This is a genomic window from Collinsella sp., from assembly GCF_052346665.1.
Lineage (GTDB): Bacteria > Actinomycetota > Coriobacteriia > Coriobacteriales > Coriobacteriaceae > Collinsella.
Genome location: NZ_DAWDUX010000023.1, coordinates 31,184 through 35,861, shown reverse-complemented (window position 1 = coordinate 35,861; position 4,678 = coordinate 31,184). Strand labels below are relative to the sequence as shown.

The window sequence follows — 4,678 nt, the reverse complement described above, 5'->3', positions numbered from 1 at the left end:
GAGCTGGCGTTCAAGAGAGGCACGCGCATGCGAGATATCGCCCGACTCAACGTAATCGAGGATGACGTCGAGCGACAGCCCCGGCACCGGAGCCGTCTGGGACTCGTCCTCAGCAGCCTCCTGAACCGAGACGGCACTCATGAGCGCGCACGTCCCCGAGCACGCGTCCTCGACGTCACGCTCGGCTCGCGCGGCGGGGCACAATTGGATCGCGGGTACGCCGTCGCGCGTACAGCGGACAACGTTGGTGTGGTGCTCCGAGATGGCGACCTCCGCCGCATGCCCGAGAGCCTCGGCGCGCACCTCGATATACAGATTGGGCACGCCCTCGATGAGGGAGATATCAGTATAGCCCTCTCGGGCGAGCAGCTCGCGCGTGCGGACGATGTCGGCATTGGTAACACCCTCGAGCGTCTCAAGGGCGGCCGAGGCGTCACCGCCCACGGCGCCCAAGACCGCAGCAGCCTCGACCCCGCGCATGCCGCCCGAGTTGGGAACCGTGACGCTCTTAACGTTCTTGATGATGTTGCCCGAACAGCCCACCGTGAGTTTCTCGGGCTCGCAGCCGAGCACCAGGCGCGCAAGGGCGGCGGCATACGCCAGCGCAATCGGCTCCGTGCATCCCAGCGCGCAGATGAGTTCGCCGTTCAACAGGTCGCCCAACGCGGCGTCGCGATCCTCAACCGTCATCTCGTCTACGCTCTTCTCTGCCACGGGAACCCCCTCGTTCGTATGTCCGATGCTCTTCAGTGTAGCGAACCCGAGCGGCTCCGCGCCATAACAAACCCCGCGCCGTCCGCCGTTAGGCAGATGGCGCGGGGTCGTTAGGGGGTACCGTGCGATTCGACCCCCGACACGGCTTGCAATTGGACTACGTCTCCAACTGGGAAACTAGCCGAAGAAGCGCTCGATCTCGATGGCGGCGTTCTCCAGCGAATCGGAACCGTGGATGACGTTGGCGTTCACATCGACGGCGAAGTCACCGCGGATGGTGCCGGGCGCGGCGTCAAGCGGGTTGGTGGCGCCCATGAGCGTGCGCATCTTGGAGACTGCGGAGAGGCCCGAGACGACCATCTTGACCACGGGACCGCTCGTCATGAACGCGACGAGATTGGGGAAGAACGGCTTGTCGGCGAGGTGGGCGTAGTGGACCTTGACGGTCTCGTCGTCGAGCACGCACTTCTCCATCTTCTCGATGGTAAGACCGGAGCGCTCGATGCGGTCGATGATGAGCCCGGTCTTGCGGTCACGCACGGCATCGGGCTTAATCATGATGAAGGTCTGCTCCATAGCGGGCATGACGTCCCCTTTCAACAGGTATCAACGGTGCGCGCAGGTCGGGCACCCATGAGGAGCCTTCATTGACGGCGACGCGCTGGCCTCATCTTACCCCATGCCACCCTTGACGATTCTCCACCCTCTCCCAAAGTTCACTTTGGAACGCTTCAATTCAGCTATCTGCGGGAAATCACCATCGAGAGTTAACTCTCGATGCAGCAACGACGTCCAAACCGCAACGGTGTTCGGGCAGAGGCGCCATCCGGGTCGCATCGGTATCCGGGACGCAGCGACCACCCGGAGCTGGTGTCTTGCCGCAATTGCCACCCGACGGAGGCGCGGCCTCGGTCGGGTGGCCAGCGAGAGCGGCATCAGGGGCCGCAACCGCGCCTTCAACCGGAGCCCAAGGGTCCCTACGCGCCCGCACCCATGGAGACTACATAGCCCAGACCGCCCACGCGCGCCTCGTCGCCCACGAGCGACGTGCGAACGAACTTGAGCTGTTCCTTCACCGCGGAAGGCGACGTCCCGCCCTCCGTGGTGCGCGCGGCGACAATTGCATCGATATCGAGTGCCGAGGTAATGTCGGGCGCGAACAACGGGCTCGCCTCTTGGAAGACCTCGAACGGCAGATCCTCCAGCTGGCATCCGCGGTGGTCGCACTCCAGCACCAAATGCCCCACGACGGCATGGGCTTCACGAAAGGGCATGCCCTTCTTGGCGAGATAATCGGCAACATCCGTGGCTGCCAAATGACCGACCCTGCAGGCGGCGCGCATGCGCTCGGCGTTGATGTGCATCGTGTCCACCATGCCCGCCATCACCTCGAGGCACTGGCTAAGCGTACGAGCGGAGTCGAGCGCCCCCTCCTTGTCCTCTTGGAGATCCTTGTTGTACGCAAGCGGCAGACCTTTGCAGGTCACCAACAGCTGCATGAGGTTACCGTACACGCGCCCGGTCTTACCGCGGATAAGTTCGGCGAAATCGGGGTTCTTCTTTTGCGGCATGATGGACGAGCCGGTCGAGAAGGAATCAGACAGCGTGATGTACCCGAACTCGGAGCTGCTCCACAGCACGATTTCCTCGGCCAGACGCGAGAGGTGCATGGCCATGGTCGAACAGGCAAAGTGCAAATCGAGAAGAAAATCTCGATCGGACACGGCGTCAAGCGAATTGGGGATCACGCGCGTGAAACCCATGGCGTAAGCGGTTGCCACGCGGTCGAGCGGATACGTGGTGCCCGCAAGCGCAGCGGCACCGAGCGGAGAGGCATCCGCGGCCTCAAACGCCGCATCGAGCCGCTTGAAGTCGCGCGTGAACATCCAGTAATACGCGAGCAGATGATGCGAGAGCAAGACCGGCTGCGCGTGCTGCAGGTGCGTCATGCCGGGCAGGACCACCGTGCCATTATCGATCGCCACGCGCACCAACACCTGCCGAAGCTTGAGGTTGGCCTCCATGAGCTGCTTGGAAAGAGCCTTGGCGGCGAGGCGCGTGTCGGTGGCCACCTGGTCATTGCGCGAGCGACCCGTGTGTAGGCGCTTGCCCGCTTCGCCTATCCTGCGCGTCAACTCGCTCTCGATGGCCATATGGATGTCTTCGTCATTGATGTCAAAGACGAACGCGCCCGCATCGATCTCGGCCTCAATCGCCGCGAGACCGCTGGCGATGGCTTCATAATCCGCCTCGGTGATGATTCCTTGCTTAGCGAGCATCGCGGCATGTGCGCGCGAACCGGCGATATCCTGTTTATACAGATGCTTATCGACGGGAAGCGATGCACCGAACTCCTGCGTGGACACATCCACGCCGCCCTCGAACCGTCCGCCCCAAAGTGCCATATATCCGCTCTCCTTAGGTAAACTCGATGCGGTTTCGTTAGTAATTCACGACCTGGTCGCAAGCAGTGGACTGGGCATCCGCCACGACCTCGAAATGGACATCTTGACCAGCACCGGCGAGCTGCGCCTGCTTGGTGGCCCACGTCTTGATGGAGAGGCCCTGGATGTCGATGAAGCCCTTGGCGGCCTTCTGGTCGAACGCATCGTCGTTGTCGTAGGTGGCGAGCGCGGGGTCGTACAGGGCAGCGGCGCTCTTGCGGCCCACGACCACGCATCCGCCCTTGTAGAACTTGAGCTTCACCGCGCCGGTGAGATCCTGCTGCGTGGCGCCCATAAAGGCATCGAGCGCCTGCTTGAAGGGGCTGAACCAACGGCCGTTGTAGACCTGGTCGGCCCAAAGCTGCTCAAGGGCGAGCTTGTGGTGGAGCACGTCGCGCTCCAGGCACAGATCCTCAAGCGCCTTGTGAGCCTGAATGAGCGCAAGACCCGCCGGGACCTCGTAGCACTCGCGAGACTTGAGACCCACGTAGCGGTTCTCGATCATGTCGATGCGGCCGTAGCCGTTCGCGCCTGCGATGGCGTTGAGCTTTGCAATGAGCTCCGCCAGCGGCAGCTCCCGCCCGTCAAGGCTCGCCGGCACGCCAGCGACGAAGCCGATCTCGACATAGGTGGGCGCGTCGGGCGCGTCAACGGGGTCGACGGTCATCGTCCAGATGTCCGCCGGGGGCTCCGCCCACGGATCCTCGAGGACGCCGGCCTCGATGGCACGGCCCCAGAGGTTATCGTCGATGGAATACGGCTTCTCGATGCTCTGCGCAACCGGCACGCCATGCTTCTGGGCATAAGCAATCTCGTCGGGGCGCATGCCGAGGTCCCACTCACGCACCGGGGCGATGACCTTGAGAGAGGGGTCGAGGGCCGTGATGGAGGTCTCGAAGCGCACCTGGTCGTTGCCCTTACCGGTGCACCCGTGGGCAACGCTCGCCGCGCCGTACTTGTGAGCCACCTCAACGAGGTGCTTGGAGATCAACGGACGGGACAACGCGGAAAGCAGCGGATACTTGTTCTCGTACATGGCATTGGCAGCAAGCGCGCAGGTGATGTAGTCCGAGGCGAACTCGTCGGTCATGTCGACCACTTCGACGGCGATGCAGCCGAGCATCTTGGCCTTCTCGGCAACCTTCTCCAGGCCGTCGTGCTCCTGGCCCACATTGCCGAGCATGGCGATGACGTCGAGACCCATCTCGTTTTGCAGCCATTTTATGCAGACGGAGGTATCGAGGCCGCCAGAATAGGCAAGTACGACTTTTTCCTTGGAGACAGTGTTCACGGTGTTCATGGGTTCATCCTTTCGATATGCCATTCGGCTTGAGAACGGGTGAGCCCAACTGATTGCGATATCCCCACATGGTGCAATTGGGGTACGTCCCCATTGCACCAAACGCGCCGCGAGTCGCGTGCGGCCGTTTGGTAAGAAAAATCCGCCTTGCGGCGGACCCTCCCTCGACGATATCAGTTGGACTCTGCTTGGAGGACTTGACCTCCATGCGAACAGAGAC

At 62.6% G+C, this 4,678-nt stretch carries 3 protein-coding genes and 1 pseudogene; all 4 read right to left on the bottom strand.

Annotated elements, in window-relative coordinates; translation table 11 throughout:
* Positions 1-714, bottom strand: a pseudogene (locus ACT8II_RS05730) (serine dehydratase subunit alpha family protein); the annotation flags it as partial.
* Positions 715-891: 177 nt separating this feature from the next.
* Positions 892-1,299, bottom strand: a complete 408-nt coding sequence (gene ndk, locus ACT8II_RS05725; RefSeq protein WP_118653560.1) for a nucleoside-diphosphate kinase — start codon at positions 1,297-1,299, stop codon at positions 892-894.
* A 392-nt stretch (positions 1,300-1,691) separates the two neighbouring features.
* Entirely contained in the window at positions 1,692-3,119 is a 1,428-nt protein-coding gene (gene argH, locus ACT8II_RS05720; RefSeq protein ID WP_118653561.1) for an argininosuccinate lyase, read from the bottom strand.
* 37 nt (positions 3,120-3,156) lie between these two features.
* Complete coding sequence (locus ACT8II_RS05715; protein ID WP_302741686.1) at positions 3,157-4,458, bottom strand: argininosuccinate synthase; 1,302 nt, start codon at positions 4,456-4,458, stop codon at positions 3,157-3,159.
* Between the last annotated feature and the right edge of the window lie 220 nt (positions 4,459-4,678).